Source organism: Bacillus sp. FSL M8-0350, from assembly GCF_038593345.1.
GTDB classification, from domain to species: domain Bacteria; phylum Bacillota; class Bacilli; order Bacillales; family Bacillaceae; genus Bacillus; species Bacillus safensis.
On record NZ_CP151985.1, the window covers coordinates 1512185 to 1528072 of the forward strand.

At 44.2% G+C, this 15888-nt stretch carries 16 protein-coding genes and 1 riboswitch; all 16 genes read left to right on the forward strand.

All coding sequences use genetic code 11. From position 1 onward, the window contains the following. Positions 1–81: 81 nt before the first annotated feature. The 16 genes from NSS80_RS07720 (at position 82) to NSS80_RS07795 (ending at position 15855) form a co-directional block, all read left to right on the forward strand. Complete coding sequence (locus NSS80_RS07720; protein ID WP_041117327.1) at positions 82–1005, forward strand: aspartate carbamoyltransferase catalytic subunit; 924 nt, start codon at positions 82–84, stop codon at positions 1003–1005. Then, complete coding sequence (locus NSS80_RS07725; RefSeq protein WP_024424231.1) at positions 989–2275, forward strand: dihydroorotase; 1287 nt, start codon at positions 989–991, stop codon at positions 2273–2275. Before NSS80_RS07720 ends, NSS80_RS07725 begins: the two co-directional genes overlap by 17 nt. Beyond that, positions 2272–3366, forward strand: a complete 1095-nt coding sequence (locus NSS80_RS07730; protein ID WP_024424230.1) for a carbamoyl phosphate synthase small subunit — start codon at positions 2272–2274, stop codon at positions 3364–3366. The genes NSS80_RS07725 and NSS80_RS07730 overlap by 4 nt, the downstream gene beginning before the upstream one ends. Further along, entirely contained in the window at positions 3351–6566 is a 3216-nt protein-coding gene (gene carB, locus NSS80_RS07735) for a carbamoyl-phosphate synthase (glutamine-hydrolyzing) large subunit (protein WP_041117329.1), read from the forward strand. The genes NSS80_RS07730 and carB overlap by 16 nt, the downstream gene beginning before the upstream one ends. Continuing rightward, positions 6563–7339, forward strand: coding sequence for a dihydroorotate dehydrogenase electron transfer subunit (locus NSS80_RS07740; protein WP_041117331.1), 777 nt, complete (start codon positions 6563–6565; stop codon positions 7337–7339). The genes carB and NSS80_RS07740 overlap by 4 nt, the downstream gene beginning before the upstream one ends. Continuing rightward, positions 7333–8265: a dihydroorotate dehydrogenase gene (locus tag NSS80_RS07745; protein WP_041117333.1), complete on the forward strand. Its 933-nt coding sequence runs from the start codon at positions 7333–7335 to the stop codon at positions 8263–8265. The genes NSS80_RS07740 and NSS80_RS07745 overlap by 7 nt, the downstream gene beginning before the upstream one ends. Further along, positions 8237–8941, forward strand: a complete 705-nt coding sequence (gene pyrF / locus NSS80_RS07750; RefSeq protein ID WP_041117335.1) for an orotidine-5'-phosphate decarboxylase — start codon at positions 8237–8239, stop codon at positions 8939–8941. Before NSS80_RS07745 ends, pyrF begins: the two co-directional genes overlap by 29 nt. A 7-nt stretch (positions 8942–8948) precedes the next feature. After that, complete coding sequence (pyrE, locus tag NSS80_RS07755) at positions 8949–9587, forward strand: orotate phosphoribosyltransferase (RefSeq protein WP_024424225.1); 639 nt, start codon at positions 8949–8951, stop codon at positions 9585–9587. A 188-nt stretch (positions 9588–9775) separates the two neighbouring features. Then, a riboswitch (SAM riboswitch) is annotated at positions 9776–9878 on the forward strand. 74 nt (positions 9879–9952) lie between these two features. Next, a complete protein-coding gene (locus tag NSS80_RS07760) occupies positions 9953–10099 on the forward strand; it encodes a YezD family protein (protein WP_073205135.1) in 147 nt (48 codons plus the stop codon). Positions 10100–10144: 45 nt separating this feature from the next. After that, positions 10145–10846 (forward strand): phosphoadenylyl-sulfate reductase, encoded by a 702-nt coding sequence (locus NSS80_RS07765; protein ID WP_024426945.1) that lies wholly within the window; start codon positions 10145–10147, stop codon positions 10844–10846. Positions 10847–10859: 13 nt separating this feature from the next. Beyond that, positions 10860–11924, forward strand: a complete 1065-nt coding sequence (locus NSS80_RS07770; protein ID WP_041117338.1) for an inorganic phosphate transporter — start codon at positions 10860–10862, stop codon at positions 11922–11924. A 57-nt stretch (positions 11925–11981) separates the two neighbouring features. Further along, positions 11982–13118: a sulfate adenylyltransferase gene (sat, locus tag NSS80_RS07775; protein ID WP_041117340.1), complete on the forward strand. Its 1137-nt coding sequence runs from the start codon at positions 11982–11984 to the stop codon at positions 13116–13118. A 14-nt stretch (positions 13119–13132) separates the two neighbouring features. Next, entirely contained in the window at positions 13133–13726 is a 594-nt protein-coding gene (cysC, locus tag NSS80_RS07780) for an adenylyl-sulfate kinase (RefSeq protein WP_034281722.1), read from the forward strand. Between the two features lie 29 nt (positions 13727–13755). Then, on the forward strand, positions 13756–14511 hold the full coding sequence (gene cobA, locus NSS80_RS07785) for a uroporphyrinogen-III C-methyltransferase (protein WP_024426949.1): 756 nt from the start codon (positions 13756–13758) through the stop codon (positions 14509–14511). Positions 14512–14585: 74 nt separating this feature from the next. Then, positions 14586–15371 (forward strand): sirohydrochlorin chelatase, encoded by a 786-nt coding sequence (locus NSS80_RS07790; protein WP_317222053.1) that lies wholly within the window; start codon positions 14586–14588, stop codon positions 15369–15371. Next, a complete protein-coding gene (locus NSS80_RS07795; protein WP_041117344.1) occupies positions 15352–15855 on the forward strand; it encodes a bifunctional precorrin-2 dehydrogenase/sirohydrochlorin ferrochelatase in 504 nt (167 codons plus the stop codon). Before NSS80_RS07790 ends, NSS80_RS07795 begins: the two co-directional genes overlap by 20 nt. The last annotated feature ends 33 nt before the right edge of the window (positions 15856–15888 follow it).

Genomic DNA, 15888 nt, shown 5'->3' on the forward strand with positions numbered 1-15888 from the left:
TCTTTTGGAGAACCCTAAGCTGCCGAGGCTTAGGGTTTTTTTGAACCTGAAAGTGATGAAAAACTAGAGGGGGAAGAAAAAATGAATGATTTATCGACAATGAGCAGCTTATCAAAAGAAGAGATATTACAGCTGATTGAAGAAGCAGCTGCACTCAAAAAGGGGAAACAAGAACATGGATTAGCCGGAGAATTTGTGGCAAACCTCTTCTTTGAACCAAGCACAAGAACACGTTTTAGCTTCGAAGTAGCCGAGAAGAAACTTGGGATGAATGTCCTGAGCTTAGATGCAGCAAGCACCTCCGTTCAAAAGGGCGAAACACTTTACGATACGGTAAAAACACTCGAATCGATCGGAGTAAAGGCATGTGTGATCAGAGACAGCACCGATGAATATTATAATGAGCTGATTGGAAAGGTTGGAATTCCCATCATCAATGCAGGAGATGGCTGCGGACAGCATCCAACCCAATCACTGCTTGACCTCATGACCATCTTTGAAGAGTTTAGCGGCTTTGAAGGCTTAACGATTTCGATTCATGGAGACATCAAACATAGCAGGGTGGCAAGATCAAATGCTGAGGTTTTAACGAGGCTGGGAGCGACAGTCCTCTTTTCAGGGCCTGCTTCCTTCCAGGATGAACAAAACCCTCACGGAACCTATGTCCAAGTAGATGAAGCCATCGCACAATCTGATGTGGTGATGCTGCTTAGAATCCAGCATGAACGGCACGCTGAAAAAATGGGCAGTGAAGATTACTTATCAACTTATGGATTAACAGTAGACAGAGCAAACAAAATGAAAGAACGCGCGATTATTATGCATCCAGCACCAGTAAACAGAGGTGTTGAAATAGATGATTCATTAGTAGAGTCCAAGCAGTCAAGGATTTTCAAACAAATGGAAAATGGTGTTTATATCCGAATGGCCGTATTAAAAAGAGCTTTTCAAAATAGCACACTACATCAAAAAGGGAGAGATTCTGTCTATGTCATATCTCATTAAAAACGGTTTTATCTTAACAAGCACAGGTGAAAGAGTGCAGCAGGATATTAGGGTAAAAGGAAAAGTGATTCAAGCGATTGGTCACCTAGAAAGAGAAGACGGAGAAGAGGTTATTGATGCAGCAGGGCTATTTGTGTCACCAGGCTTGATCGATCTGCATGTGCATTTAAGAGAGCCGGGCGGAGAGAAAAAGGAAACGATTGAAACAGGCTCTAAAGCAGCCGCAAGAGGCGGATATACGACGATTGCAGCGATGCCGAATACAAGGCCGGTTCCAGATACAAAAGAGCAAATGGAATGGCTGATGAATCGAATCGAAGAGACCTCATCTGTGAGAGTGCTGCCATACGCCTCCATCACAACGAGGCAAATTGGGGAAGAGATGACGGATTTTGCAGCACTAAAAGAAGCAGGCGCCTTTGCTTTTACAGATGACGGTGTCGGCATCCAAACAGCAGGCATGATGTACGAAGCGATGAAACAGGCAGCAAGTCTTGATCAAGCGATTGTGGCGCACTGTGAAGATAACTCGCTCATTTACGGCGGGTGCGTTCATGAAGGAGAATTTTCAAAAGCAAATGGGTTAAACGGAATACCGTCCATTTGTGAATCGGTGCATATAGCAAGGGATGTTCTTTTAGCAGAAGCAGCGAACTGTCATTATCATGTATGTCATATCAGTACGAAAGAATCTGTGCGGGTCGTACGCGATGCAAAAAAAGCAGGCATCCGTGTGACGGCTGAGGTGTCACCGCATCACCTGCTGTTGTGTGATACGGACATTCCAGGTCTTGATACAAATTATAAAATGAACCCGCCGCTCAGAGGAAAAGAGGATCGCGAGGCATTGATCGAGGGACTGTTAGATGGAACGATTGATTTCATCGCAACAGACCATGCGCCGCATACAGAAGAAGAAAAGAACGAAACCATGCAGCGTGCCCCGTTTGGAATTGTGGGACTTGAAACAGCGTTCCCGCTTCTGTATACACGATTTGTCAAAACAGGCGAATGGACATTAAAAGAACTCGTTGATTATATGACAATCAAACCAGCAGAAGCATTTTCTCTTCCATACGGAAAGCTTGAAGAAGGACACATAGCTGATATCACACTCATTGATTTAAACAAAGAAATGGCAATCGATAAAACAAGCTTCTTATCTAAAGGGCAAAATACACCGTTTGACAAATTGACTGTATCAGGATGGCCGGTCATGACACTTGCATCTGGGAAAGTCGTTTATGAAGAGGGGAGACTAGTAAAATGAAGAGACGTTTAGTGCTAGAAAACGGAACAGTATTTGAAGGAACAGGCTTTGGCAGCTTAGAACCATCAGTCGGAGAAGTCGTCTTTAATACAGGGATGACGGGCTATCAAGAAATTTTATCTGATCCATCATACTGCGGACAAATTGTCACACTGACTTACCCGCTTATCGGCAACTATGGCATTAACCGTGATGATTTTGAATCGATCACACCGTTTGTGAAAGGGCTGATTGTGAAAGAGCTTTGTGAAAAGCCTTCAAACTGGCGCTCTTCATATTCACTCGATGAATATTTAAAAATGAAAAACATTCCGGGGCTGAGCGGAATCGATACACGGAAGCTGACTCGAATGATTCGAAGTGCAGGCACTTTAAGAGGGGCATTTGCAGGACCTGATGAACAAGTAGAAGACGTTGTCCGCCGCCTTCAAACATTGCAGCTGCCAACAGATCAAGTGAGTCAAGTATCTGTGAAAAATGCGTACCCAAGCCCAGGCAGAGGAAAAAGAATTGTCCTTGTCGATTTCGGCATGAAGCACGGTATTTTGCGCGAGCTCAATAAACGTGACTGCGACGTCATTGTGGTGCCATACAACATCACTGCAGATGAAGTGCTGCAGCTAAAGCCTGATGGCATCATGCTTTCAAACGGACCTGGAGATCCCGTGGATGTACCGGAAGCCGTTGAGATGATTCAGCAATTGATTGGAAAGGTGCCGCTCTTTGGTATATGCCTCGGGCATCAATTATTTGCTCTAGCGTGCGGTGCAAGCACAGAAAAAATGAAATTTGGCCACAGAGGATCAAACCATCCGGTGAAAGAACTAGCAACTGGCAAGGTGACACTGACGTCTCAAAACCACGGCTACACGGTTAGCAGTATTAACGAAGACGTGCTCGAAGTCACACATATTGCCCTAAACGACAATACGATTGAAGGATTAAAACATAAAGAAGCACCAGCATTCACTGTTCAGTACCACCCAGAAGCATCACCGGGTCCAGAAGATGCAAACTACTTATTTGACCAGTTCATGGAAATGATTCATACGACTGAGAAAGAAGGGGAAGAAGTATGCCAAAACGCGTAGACATCAAAAAGATTTTAGTAATCGGATCAGGTCCTATCATCATCGGTCAGGCAGCGGAGTTTGACTATGCAGGCACACAGGCTTGCTTAGCACTAAAAGAAGAGGGCTATGAAGTCGTTCTTGTCAACTCTAACCCTGCAACCATCATGACAGATACAGAAATGGCTGATAAGGTATACATCGAACCACTGACACCAGAATTTTTAACACGAATCATTCGAAAAGAACGCCCTGATGCAATCTTACCAACGCTTGGCGGGCAAACTGGATTAAACCTTGCAGTTGAATTATCAGAGCTTGGCGTATTAGCTGAATGCGGCGTTGAAGTACTCGGTACAAAGCTGTCAGCCATCCAAAAAGCAGAGGATAGAGATTTATTCCGTAATTTAATGAATGAACTAAATGAGCCAGTACCAGAAAGTGAAATCATTCATAACCTTGAAGAAGCGATGGCGTTCACGGATCAAATCGGTTTCCCTGTCATTGTCAGACCAGCCTATACATTAGGCGGAACGGGCGGCGGTATTTGTACAAACGAGCAAGAACTGAAGGAAATCGTTGAAAACGGTCTGAAGCTTAGCCCAGTCACACAATGCTTACTTGAAAAAAGCATTGCCGGCTTTAAAGAAATTGAATATGAAGTCATGCGAGACAGCGGTGACCATGCAATCGTTGTTTGTAACATGGAAAACTTTGACCCTGTCGGAATCCATACAGGTGACAGTATTGTTGTAGCACCAAGCCAAACGTTAAGTGACCGAGAATATCAGCTGCTTCGAAATGTGTCGCTTAAGCTGATCCGTGCACTTGGCATTGAAGGCGGCTGTAATGTTCAGCTGGCACTTGATCCAAACAGCTTTCAATACTATATCATCGAGGTAAACCCGCGTGTGAGCCGTTCCTCTGCGCTTGCGTCGAAAGCGACAGGCTATCCAATAGCCAAATTGGCAGCGAAAATTGCTGTCGGCTTAACGCTTGATGAAATGATGAACCCAGTCACAGGTAAAACCTATGCAGCCTTCGAGCCGGCACTTGACTATATCGTTTCTAAAATACCGCGCTGGCCGTTCGATAAATTTGAATCTGCGAACAGACGTCTTGGTACGCAAATGAAGGCAACTGGTGAAGTCATGGCGATCGGCCGCACATTAGAAGAGTCTCTTCTAAAAGCTGTACGTTCACTTGAAGCCGATGTGCATCACATTGAATTAAAAGATGAAGCAGACATCACAAATGAAGTGCTTGAAAAGCGGATTATCAAAGCGGGAGACGAACGATTATTTTATATCGCTGAGGCACTTAGAAGAGGCTATACAGTCGAACAAATACATGAATTCTCAAAAATTGATTACTTCTTCCTTCATAAGCTGGAAGGCATCATCGTCTTTGAGAAGACATTAAAAGAAAACAAAGGCAATACAGACGTATTAAAAGAAGCAAAAGAAAAAGGCTTCTCAGATATCTACATTAGCCGCGAGTGGAATATGAACGAAGCGGATGTCTACAAGCTAAGACAAGAAGCAGGCATTGTACCTGTATACAAAATGGTGGATACATGTGCGGCAGAATTTGAATCAGAGACACCTTATTTCTACAGCACGTATGAAGATGAAAATGAATCAGAACGGACTGACAAGAAAAGCGTCATCGTATTAGGTTCAGGTCCTATCCGAATTGGACAAGGAGTTGAATTTGATTATGCGACCGTTCACTCTGTGTGGGCAATTAAACAAGCAGGCTATGAAGCGATCATTATTAACAACAACCCTGAAACGGTTTCAACAGACTTTAGTATTTCAGATAAGCTTTACTTTGAACCACTCACTGTAGAAGATGTCATGCACATCATCGACCTTGAACAGCCTGAAGGAGTCGTTGTTCAGTTCGGCGGACAAACGGCGATCAACCTAGCAGACGAATTATCAAATAGAGGGGTGAAAATTCTTGGAACTTCTCTAGAAGACCTAGACCGCGCAGAAAACCGGGACAAGTTTGAACAAACGTTAGAAACACTCGGTGTGCCGCAGCCTAAAGGGAAAACAGCAACGTCTGTGCCTGAAGCTGTAGCGATTGCCAATCAAGTCGGCTACCCAGTCCTTGTCCGTCCTTCCTATGTATTAGGCGGCCGCGCGATGGAAATTGTGTATCAAGAAGCTGAGCTTCTTCACTACATGGAGAATGCGGTGAAGGTTAACCCGCAGCATCCAGTGTTAATTGACAAGTATTTGACAGGAAAAGAAATTGAAGTAGATGCCGTGTCTGATGGAGAAACTGTCGTAATCCCAGGCATTATGGAACACATTGAAAGAGCCGGAGTTCACTCTGGTGACTCGATTGCGGTCTATCCGCCGCAAACATTGTCTGAGGACATCAAAGCAAAGATCGCAGAATACACGATCAAGCTTGCAAAAGGACTCAACATTATTGGGCTTTTGAACATTCAGTTTGTCCTATCAAAAGGTGAAGTGTATGTACTTGAAGTGAACCCGAGATCAAGCCGGACGGTTCCTTTCTTAAGTAAAATTACAGGCATCCCGATGGCAAACCTTGCGACAAAAGTCATCTTAGGAGACAAGCTCAAAAATTATGGCTACGAAGAAGGGCTTCACACAGAGCAAGAAGGAGTGTACGTCAAAGTTCCAGTCTTCTCTTTTGCAAAATTAAGAAGAGTGGATATTACACTCGGGCCTGAAATGAAATCAACAGGTGAAGTCATGGGGAAAGATGTCACGATCGAAAAAGCCTTATATAAAGGATTGATTGCATCTGGTATTCAAATTCCTAAAGACGGAACAGTTCTTCTGACAGTGGCTGATAAGGATAAAGAAGAAGGACTTGAGATCGCAAGAAGATTCCATTCGATCGGCTATCATATTTTAGCAACAGAAGGAACGGCGAATTATTTAAAACAAGCCTCCATTCCATCAAGTGTGGTCGGCAAAATTGGAGAAGAAGGCAAAAATCTTCTCGATGTCATTCGAAACGGGGAAGCCCAATTCGTGATCAACACATTAACAAAAGGAAAACAGCCGGCAAGAGACGGCTTTAGAATTAGACGTGAATCTGTTGAAAACGGAGTGGCCTGCTTAACGTCCCTAGACACAGCAGAAGCCATTTTAAGAGTGCTTGAGAGCATGACATTTAGAGCGGATGAAATGCCAGAAGTGAAAACGAATGCTGAGGTGACAGTAACGATATGAAAAAAGCATACTTGACGGTCGTCTCGAACCGAGAGATCGCTGATCATATTTACGAAATGACATTAAAAGGTGACCTTGTGGACTCCTTTCAAACGGCTGGACAATTTCTTCATCTTAAGGTCAGTGAATCCATGACACCGCTGCTGAGAAGACCGATCAGTATTGCCAACATTCATGCCGAGCAAAAAGAAGCAACCATCATTTACCGCGCAGAAGGAGAGGGCACAAAGCTCCTCTCCCAAAAGCGGGAGGGAGAATCAGTCGATGTATTAGGGCCGCTTGGAAACGGGTATGATCCTTCAGTCGTCAAGCCCGGAGAGACGGCATTACTAGTCGGCGGCGGAATTGGCGTACCGCCTCTATATGAACTGTCCAAGCGTTTAACGAAAAAAGGCGTCATCGTAAAGCATGTCCTCGGCTTTCAATCGAAAAAGGATGTATTTTACGAGGAGAAATTTCAAGCACTCGGCGATACGTTTATTGCAACGGTTGATGGCACATATGGTGCTAAAGGCTTTGTAACAGATGTGATAAAAGAGCAAAACCTGAGCTTTGATGTGCTGCTCTCCTGCGGTCCAACACCTATGCTAAAAGCGCTGAAAGACACGTATCCTGATAAGCCCGTCTACATTTCGATGGAAGAACGAATGGGCTGCGGGATTGGTGCCTGCTTTGCATGTGTCTGTCATACCGATCAGCTCGACAAACCTTACGTCAAAGTCTGTCTTGATGGACCTGTTTTTAAAGCAGAGGAGGTGGCATTGTCATGCTAAACGTTGAGTTACCGGGATTATCTTTAAAGAATCCAATTATCCCTGCATCAGGCTGCTTTGGATTTGGGAGAGAATTTGCATCCTTATATGACCTATCATTACTGGGCGGTATCATGATCAAAGCCACAACCCTTGAACCGAGATTTGGCAATCCGACACCAAGGGTAGCCGAGACAGGAGCTGGTATGCTCAATGCAATCGGACTTCAAAACCCAGGTCTAAAAGGCGTGCTTGAAAATGAATTGCCTTGGCTCGAGCAGTTTAATACACCTATTATTGCGAATGTTGCTGGCTCACAGGTTGAAGATTATGTTGAAGTAGCCAAGCAAATCAGCCAAGCCAAAAATGTTCATGCCCTTGAACTGAATATTTCTTGCCCAAATGTTAAAACAGGCGGGATCGCCTTTGGTACAGATCCAAATATGGCGGCGTCATTAACAAAAGCAGTCAAGAAAGTCTCTTCTGTTCCTGTCTATGTCAAACTGTCACCTAACGTAGCCAATATTGTGGAGATTGCTCAAGCGATAGAAGCTGCTGGAGCGGATGGACTCACCATGATTAACACATTAATCGGGATGCGTTTAGATTTAAAAACGGGGAAACCCATTCTTGCCAATAAAACAGGCGGATTATCAGGACCAGCTGTCAAACCTGTCGCTGTGCGCATGGTGCATGAGGTGAGTCAAGAGGTTTCTATTCCGATTATCGGGATGGGCGGAGTGCAAAGTGCTGAAGATGTACTTGAATTTTTACTAGCAGGTGCAAGTGCAGTAGCTGTCGGTACAGCCAATTTTGTGAATCCATTTATTTGCCCGGAAATCATTGAAGAGCTGCCAAATGTGTTGGCAGCATATGGTTATTCATCTGTAGAAGAATGTATCGGAAGGAGCTGGAAACATGAAGCACTTGCCCATCATCGCGCTTGATTTTCCATCAGGGCAGGAGGCGCTTGCCTTTTTAGATCCCTTTGAAGGGACACCATTATTTGTGAAGGTCGGCATGGAGCTGTTTTACCAAGAAGGACCTGCCATCCTTGATGAGCTGAAAGAAAAAAATTGCCGCATTTTTCTCGATTTAAAATTACATGACATTCCAACAACGGTGCAAAAAGCGATGAACCGTCTTGCCGCACTTGGCGTTGATTTGGTCAATGTGCATGCTGCTGGCGGGAAACGAATGATGCAGGCTGCATTAGAGGGACTTGAAAGCGGGACTCCTGCTGGACAAAGCCGCCCAGGCATTATTGCAGTGACCCAGCTGACTAGTACGTCAGAAGATATGATGAGAAAAGAATTACTCATTGACCGTCCGCTGCAAGAGACTGTTATCCGGTACGGACAATTAGCATATGAAAGTGGGCTGGACGGGGTTGTTTGCTCTGTTCATGAATCTAAAGCACTTCATGAACATATCTCACCATCCTTTCTCACTGTAACGCCAGGAATTCGCTTACCGAATGATCAAACCGATGACCAAAAGCGTGTGGCGACACCTGCCTATGCAAAAGAGCAAGGTGTTTCACAAATCGTTGTCGGAAGATCAATCACAAAAGCTGATAAACCAATAGAAGCCTATCATCAAATTTTGAAAGAGTGGGAGTGACTGCCAGATGAAATCAAAAATCGCGAAACATCTATTACAAATCAAAGCGGTCTCATTAAAACCAGACGAACCGTTTACATGGGCGAGCGGTATAAAATCACCGATCTATTGTGATAACCGCCTCACATTATCATATCCAGAAGTCAGACACGACATTGCGGAAGGTCTAAAAGATTTAATTCTCACTCATTTCAAGGGAGCAGAGGTTGTCGCGGGTACTGCAACAGCAGGCATTCCGCATGCGGCATTAGCAGCAGACCGCTTGAACATCCCGATGTGTTATGTCAGAAGTAAGCCGAAAGCACACGGAAAAGGAAATCAAATTGAAGGGGCTGTATCGAAAGGCCAAAAGGTTGTCGTCGTTGAAGACCTTATTTCCACAGGAGGCAGTGTGCTTGAAGTGGTCGCTGCTCTTCAAGCTGAGGGCTGCGAGGTACTAGGAGTTGCCGCAATCTTCACATACGGACTGCCAAAAGCAGCAGCCGCTTTTCAAGAAAAAAATATTCCGTATGTCACCCTGACAGACTATGACACATTGACAGACGTGGCACTTGAACTGAAAGCGATTGAGCCGTCTGCGATGAACAAACTAAAACGCTGGAGACAAGATCCGTCCTCTGAATCTTGGATGGAAGAAACGGTCTGAAAAGAAGAAAAAGGACTAGAATGAAGAGCATTTTAGCCTATCGTTAACAAAAGCTGTGCCTGCCCGCACGGCTTTTTTATTTGGGTAAAAATAGTAAAATAGACTCAAATTTTAATAAAAACTAATCCTATCAATAAAGTCGGGTTGACTTTTGTTTGAATTGTGTTAATATTTAAGACAAATTGAAACTCTTATCCAGAGAGGTGGAGGGACTGGCCCGATGAAACCCGGCAACCTGCGATTCGCAAGGTGCTACTTCCTGCAAAATGATTCTATTTTGAAAGATAAGGAAATCGTGAGCTTCCTCATCTTTCTTTCGGACTGAAAGAAAGTTTTTTTATTTTAACGGTGAGGAGGAAGAGGAGATGGAAGTGAAACAAAATCAGGATGAGGACTTAGTAAAGCATATGCAAGAACTGATTGGGGATATGAAATTCGGTTCAATTACGTTAATTGTTCAGGACGGTCAAGTGATTCAAGTGGAAAAAAACGAAAAAATTAGATTGAAGTAGTGCGGAAATTAGCAATATGAGCGGTACTCCGGAAGGGGAGAAATCATGTTAACTTATGAAAATTGGCAAGAGCCGTCCATTACATTTCAAGAGGATGATTTGTATAAAGGAGCCCTGTCTGTACTGAAATGGGCGTACGGTCATTATGGTGACCAGCTCGTGTATGCGTGCAGCTTTGGCATCGAGGGCATCGTTCTAATTGATCTGATTGCAAAAGTAAAAAAAGATGCGAGAATTGTCTTTTTAGATACAGGTCTGCATTTTAAGGAAACATACGACACAATTGATGCGGTAAAGGAAAGATACCCGGGTTTAGACATTGTATTGAAAACGCCTGAGCTGACGGTTGAACAGCAAAATGAGCAGCACGGTGATGAATTATGGAAAACAAATCCTCAAAGCTGCTGCCATATGCGTAAGGTCATTCCTTTGCAAGAAGCTCTCTCTGGTTATCCAGCATGGCTTTCCGGTTTAAGAAGAGAGCAGTCACCAAAACGAGCAGGGACGAATTTCTTAAATAAGGATGAAAAATTCAAATCAGTGAAAGTATGTCCGCTCATCCATTGGACGTGGAAGGACATATGGAGATATGCATCTAGAGAGGAACTTACTTATAATCCGCTGCATGACCAAGGATATCCAAGTATCGGCTGTGCACCGTGTACACAGCCAGCATTTACTGCAGATGATCTGCGTTCTGGCAGATGGTCAGGAACAGCAAAGACAGAGTGCGGATTACATGAGTAAGGGAGCATAATGTATGGAAATCGCCGCAATTTTATTTAGTCTATTCTTTGCTTTAAACATAGGCGCAAGCGGGGCAGCTGCTTCTATGGGCATTGCGTATGGATCAGGTGCCATTCAAAAGCCCATTTATGCACTCAGTTTTTGTGCAGTGGGGATTTTAGCAGGTTCAGTGATTGGCGGCGGCGAGGTCGTCAAAACGATCAGCTCTGGTATTATGCCAGAATCAGTCATTACAATTGAAATCGTTTGTATTATCATTGGTTCTGCTGCACTATCACTTTTCATAGCGAATCTCATGGCGATTCCTTTATCAACAAGTGAGGTCACAGTAGGGGCTGTGGTTGGTGTGGCAGTCGCGTATAAAGTATTGTTTGTGAAATCCATTTTAGTGATTGTGGCATTTTGGATCATCATCCCGCTTTTTGCCTTTCTTTTTACCTTTGCTGTCGTCAAAATCATCAGAATGTTCCCTAAACGGAAGCTGTCTAAAAAAGGCACAGCTATTTTATCTGTCGTATTAATCCTCAGCGGATTTTTAGAGGCATTTTCAGCCGGTATGAACAATGTGGCAAATGCCGTCGGCCCGCTCGTCGCTTCAGGCGTTTTGTCAGTTGGGCAGGGAACACTTTACGGCGGAATCTTCGTCGCAGCAGGGGCCCTCTTGCTAGGCAGAAGAGTGCTGGAAACAAACGGAAAGAAAATTACCCGCTATCAAACAGGCGAAGGGATTTTACTTTCGAGTACCGGTGCCGGCCTTGTCATCGTCAGCTCTATTTTTGGGCTGCCCGTTCCACTTACGCAAATCACCTCCTCGTCTATCATCGGGCTTGGAATGGCAAAAGGCGGGCCTAACATTTTTCACAAACATGTTGTGAAAAAAATGCTGAAAGTATGGGTGGTCTCACCTTTTTTATCACTCAGCCTCTCGTATTTGCTTGTGAGCCTTTTCTTAAAAGGAGACTATTACTCTATCTTTATCATGATGAGTGTACTGCTTGCCTCACTTGGTGCGCTGAGTCTGATGAAGGCAGTCAAAAATGAAAGCAGCTCTATTCATGAACAGGGCGGCGGGATTTAACCATAAATCCGACTATTAACATCTAATAAATATGAACATTGAGAGGAAGATGAACAAATGAGTTTAACACCACATGGTGGCGTATTAATTAATCGACTAAATGAAGAATATGATCTCAGCACGGCTGCGAAGGAAATTGAACTAGATGCGATTTCCTTTGCAGACCTTGAACTCATTGCAATTGGCGGATATAGTCCAATTGAAGGGTTTTTAACAAAAGCTGATTATGAAGCAGTTGTAAGCAGTATGCGGCTAGCAAGTGGTGTCGTTTGGTCTCTTCCTATTACACTGCCAGTGACAAAAGAAAAGGCGGCGGAAATCCATCAAGGCGATATCGTGCGCTTATCCTACAATGGAACTGTATATGGGGTCATTGAAGTAGAGGATCAATACACACCAGATAAAGAAAAAGAAGCGGTGAATGTCTATAAAACAGATGACCGCAATCATCCAGGCGTGAAAAAATTATTTGAACGCGGCGATACTTACATTGGCGGAAAAATTACACTGACGAAACGCAGTGAAAAACCATTCCCTCAATTTACGTATGAGCCAGAAGAAACAAGACGTCATTTTAAAGATAACGGCTGGAAAACCATTGTTGGTTTCCAAACGAGAAACCCTGTTCATCGTGCTCATGAATATATTCAAAAAACAGCACTGGAAACAGTCGATGGTTTATTTTTAAATCCGCTTGTCGGTGAAACAAAATCTGACGACATCCCGGCAGATGTAAGAATGAAAAGCTATCAAGTATTATTGGACGGTTATTATCCAAAAGACCGCGTCTTTTTAGGTGTTTTTCCTGCTGCAATGCGTTATGCTGGACCAAAGGAAGCCATTTTTCATGCGCTAGTGCGGAAAAATTATGGCTGCACCCATTTTATTGTTGGAAGAGATCATGCAGGTGTTGGAGACTATTATGGCACATACGAGGCGCAGGAACTATTTGATCAATTTACAAGCGAAGAAATCGGCATTACTCCATTAAAATTTGAACACAGCTTCTACTGTAATACATGTGAAGCGATGGCCACTCCAAAAACGTGTCCTCACGACAAAAGCGAGCATGTCATTCTTTCAGGTACAAAGGTTCGAACAATGCTGAGAAACGGTGAATTACCACCAAGCACGTTCAGCCGAAAAGAAGTCATTGAAACATTAATCGAAGGATTAAAAACGACGGTATCTTAATGGGAGGGTATGACATGAGCAACGAACATATCGTGTGGCATGATTCATCAATTACAAAAAAAGAATATCAGCAGAAAAACAATCATACGAGCGGCATTATCTGGCTTACAGGTCTAAGCGGGTCAGGTAAATCAACGATCGCGAATGCAGCTGCAAGAGAGCTGTTTGAACAAGGCTACCAAGTCACAGTTCTTGACGGCGATAACGTGCGGCACGGACTCAATAAAGATCTAGGGTTTTCAGATGATGACAGAAAAGAAAACATCCGCCGGATCGGAGAAGTAGCAAAACTATTTGTGGAGCAAGGGACGATTGTCATCACTGCTTTTATTTCTCCATTTCAAGAAGACCGCCACACTGTCAGACAGTTGGTCGAAGATGGGGAATTTCACGAAGTATTTGTCAAATGTGATCTGAACGTGTGTGAAGAGCGTGATCCAAAAGGGTTATATAAAAAGGCGAGAAACGGTGAAATTCCGTTTTTCACTGGAATCGATTCACCGTATGAAGAGCCTGCTGCGCCTGAGCTCGTATTAGATACAGGGGAATTATCCCGTGAGGAATCTAAACAGCGTCTTGTTGATTATGTAAAAGGAACAACGAAATAATCGCCTGATGGCAGGGGGAGAAAAGCAAGATGGGGAAAGTATACATTGTGGGTGCTGGACCCGGTGACCCAGATTTAATAACATTAAAGGCCCATAAGGCGATACAGCGGGCAGATGTCATCTTATATGATCGTCTTGTCAATCAAGAAATTCTCGCCCATGCCAAACCGGAGGCGGAATTGATTTATTGCGGCAAGCTGCCAAATCATCATACAATGAGACAGGAAGCCATCAATGAAGCGCTTGTGGCTCATGCAAAGGAAGGGAACGTTGTCGTTCGGCTGAAAGGCGGCGACCCCTTTGTCTTTGGCCGCGGCGGTGAAGAAATCGAATGCCTAGCTGAGCACGGAATTCCGTATGAGGTCGTCCCAGGAATTACTTCTGGGATTGCAGCGGCTGCTTATGCGGGCATCCCTGTGACACATCGTGAATTCAGCTCAAATGTTGCTTTTGTCACGGGTCACTATCAAAAGGATGAACATTTTGAAGAAAAGTGGGAGGCGCTGGCTACAGGGATTGATACTCTTGTGATTTACATGGGTGTCAAAAACGTGGAAAGAGTGCAGCGCCTGCTTTTGAAAAATGGACGGGACCCTGAAACACCCGCTGCATTTATACACTGGGGAACCACAACGAGACAAAAGACAACGTGCTGCACGGTGGCGACACTGTCTGAAACCGTTGAAAAAGAAGGGATCGAGCATCCAAGTTTAATTGTTGTTGGAGATGTCGTTCATTTTCATCAAAAGCTGAACTGGTTTGAACCTGCATTCATCGAGAAATGAGAATGATAGAGAAAAGACACGTGCATACATCGTGTCTTTTCGTCTGATGAAAACAAGTGAGAGGGAGGAGCCGCATGAAACAAGCTGTCCTTTATGTTGGGCATGGAAGCAGGGTAAAAGAAGCACAAGATAAGGCCATTTCTTTTATGAAAAGCTGTATGCCGTTAGTGAAAGCAGATATACAAGAAATTTGTTTTTTAGAGCTGACGGACCCTTCTATAGAAGAAGGATTTGAGGCCTGTGTGAAAAAAGGAGCGACACACATTGCAATCGTCCCGCTCCTCCTTTTAACTGCCATGCATGCCAAATCGGATATCCCGGTCGAAATTGAGAAAGTGCATGCGCGTTTCCCGCAAGTGAAGGTCACATATGGAAAGCCAATCGGCGTGAATCAAGAAGTAACAAAAGCGGTTGCCGCAAGAATTGAAGAAGCAGGATATCAAGGCGAGCGCGCGCGGATTCTTTTAATTAGCCGCGGGAGCTCTGATCCGGATGTGAAGCGAGATGTGTTTGGCATTGCAGACGATGTCCGAAATCTGCTTCCGCATGCAGAGGTTCTTCCGTGTTTTATTACAGCATGTGAGCCAAATTATCGAGATGTTCTCGCGCAGTTATCAGCAGAAGACGATGGGCCTGTCTATCTCGTTCCTTACTTGCTGTTTACGGGGATTTTAATGAAAGAAATTGAAAGTGAAGCCGCTCAGGCGAGAAAGCGGCTGAAAGATGTCCGGGTATGCCGGTATATTGGCTTTCATCCGCATGTCAAATCGGCTTATATTGAACGCGTGCAAGAAACCATTTTAAACAAAGACGATGCGTTTCGTTTCCGAGGAGAAATCCATGCTTCCAGTCCATCTTGATTTAACCAATAAACAAGTGGTCATCGCCGGCGGCGGATCTGTCGCGTTAAGAAGAGCAAAGGCATTGTGTACGGAGTCTTGCCAGATAACCGTTGTGAGTCCTAATATTTCTGAAGAGATGGAACGCCTCATTGATACATATGCGCTCAATTGGAAGGAAAAGAAAGTAGACGCTGAAGATTTAAAGGATGCGTTTTTCATTGTTGCTGCTACAAACGACTCTTCGGTAAATGAATGGATTGCACAAACAGCACAGCCTCACCAGCTCGTGAATTGTGTGAGCCAATCTGAGCTCGGCAATGTGATGGTGCCGAAGGTTGTCAAAGCAGGAAAAGTGACGATTTCAGTTTCTACAAGCGGTGCAAGCCCCGCCCGGACAAAACAATTGGCTGCGGCAATTGAATCCTTGCTTGAACAAGAGGATATTGACGCACTTGATGCACTTTACATCGAAAGAAAAAAACGACAAAGAAAAAGCCGATAAAATCGGGGACTGACCCTCGATTTTATCGGCTTT

Coding starts and splice junctions, on each gene's coding strand:
- NSS80_RS07720 (WP_041117327.1), top strand. CDS start 82: ATGAATGATTTATCGACAATGAGCAGCTTATCAAAAGAAGAGATATTA.
- NSS80_RS07725 (WP_024424231.1), top strand. CDS start 989: ATGTCATATCTCATTAAAAACGGTTTTATCTTAACAAGCACAGGTGAA.
- NSS80_RS07730 (WP_024424230.1), top strand. CDS start 2,272: ATGAAGAGACGTTTAGTGCTAGAAAACGGAACAGTATTTGAAGGAACA.
- carB (WP_041117329.1), top strand. CDS start 3,351: ATGCCAAAACGCGTAGACATCAAAAAGATTTTAGTAATCGGATCAGGT.
- NSS80_RS07740 (WP_041117331.1), top strand. CDS start 6,563: ATGAAAAAAGCATACTTGACGGTCGTCTCGAACCGAGAGATCGCTGAT.
- NSS80_RS07745 (WP_041117333.1), top strand. CDS start 7,333: ATGCTAAACGTTGAGTTACCGGGATTATCTTTAAAGAATCCAATTATC.
- pyrF (WP_041117335.1), top strand. CDS start 8,237: ATGAAGCACTTGCCCATCATCGCGCTTGATTTTCCATCAGGGCAGGAG.
- pyrE (WP_024424225.1), top strand. CDS start 8,949: ATGAAATCAAAAATCGCGAAACATCTATTACAAATCAAAGCGGTCTCA.
- NSS80_RS07760 (WP_073205135.1), top strand. CDS start 9,953: ATGGAAGTGAAACAAAATCAGGATGAGGACTTAGTAAAGCATATGCAA.
- NSS80_RS07765 (WP_024426945.1), top strand. CDS start 10,145: ATGTTAACTTATGAAAATTGGCAAGAGCCGTCCATTACATTTCAAGAG.
- NSS80_RS07770 (WP_041117338.1), top strand. CDS start 10,860: ATGGAAATCGCCGCAATTTTATTTAGTCTATTCTTTGCTTTAAACATA.
- sat (WP_041117340.1), top strand. CDS start 11,982: ATGAGTTTAACACCACATGGTGGCGTATTAATTAATCGACTAAATGAA.
- cysC (WP_034281722.1), top strand. CDS start 13,133: ATGAGCAACGAACATATCGTGTGGCATGATTCATCAATTACAAAAAAA.
- cobA (WP_024426949.1), top strand. CDS start 13,756: ATGGGGAAAGTATACATTGTGGGTGCTGGACCCGGTGACCCAGATTTA.
- NSS80_RS07790 (WP_317222053.1), top strand. CDS start 14,586: ATGAAACAAGCTGTCCTTTATGTTGGGCATGGAAGCAGGGTAAAAGAA.
- NSS80_RS07795 (WP_041117344.1), top strand. CDS start 15,352: ATGCTTCCAGTCCATCTTGATTTAACCAATAAACAAGTGGTCATCGCC.